The sequence below is a fragment of the Bradyrhizobium sp. 25ACV genome, assembly GCF_054863005.1.
This window is the reverse complement of the sequence record NZ_JAVAYO010000072.1, coordinates 1-277: the sequence shown is the minus strand read 5'-3', so window position 1 is coordinate 277 and position 277 is coordinate 1. Positions and strand designations below refer to the sequence as shown.

Below are 277 nucleotides of genomic sequence, written 5' to 3'. Positions count from 1 at the left end.
CCTGCAGCTGCTCAACGGCAGCGGCGCGGAAGGTGTCACCGGCGGCGAGCATGACTTTCTTGCCTTCCAGTTGCAGCTTCTTCGCCAGTTTACCGATGGTGGTGGTCTTGCCAGCGCCATTGACGCCGACCACCAGAATCACGAACGGCTTGTTCTGCGAGGCAATTTTCAGCGGCTGCTCGACCGGCTTGAGCATCGCCGCCAGCTCGGCCTGCAACGACTTGTACAGCGCGTCGGCGTCGGCCAATTCTTTGCGGGCGACCTTCTGGGTCAGGCG

1 protein-coding gene is annotated in these 277 nt (G+C 62.5%); it reads right to left on the bottom strand.

The features are described 5' to 3' along the window. Positions 1-277: zeta toxin family protein (locus RAD04_RS38630; RefSeq protein ID WP_461627961.1), on the bottom strand; the 277-nt coding region annotated here is incomplete at both ends.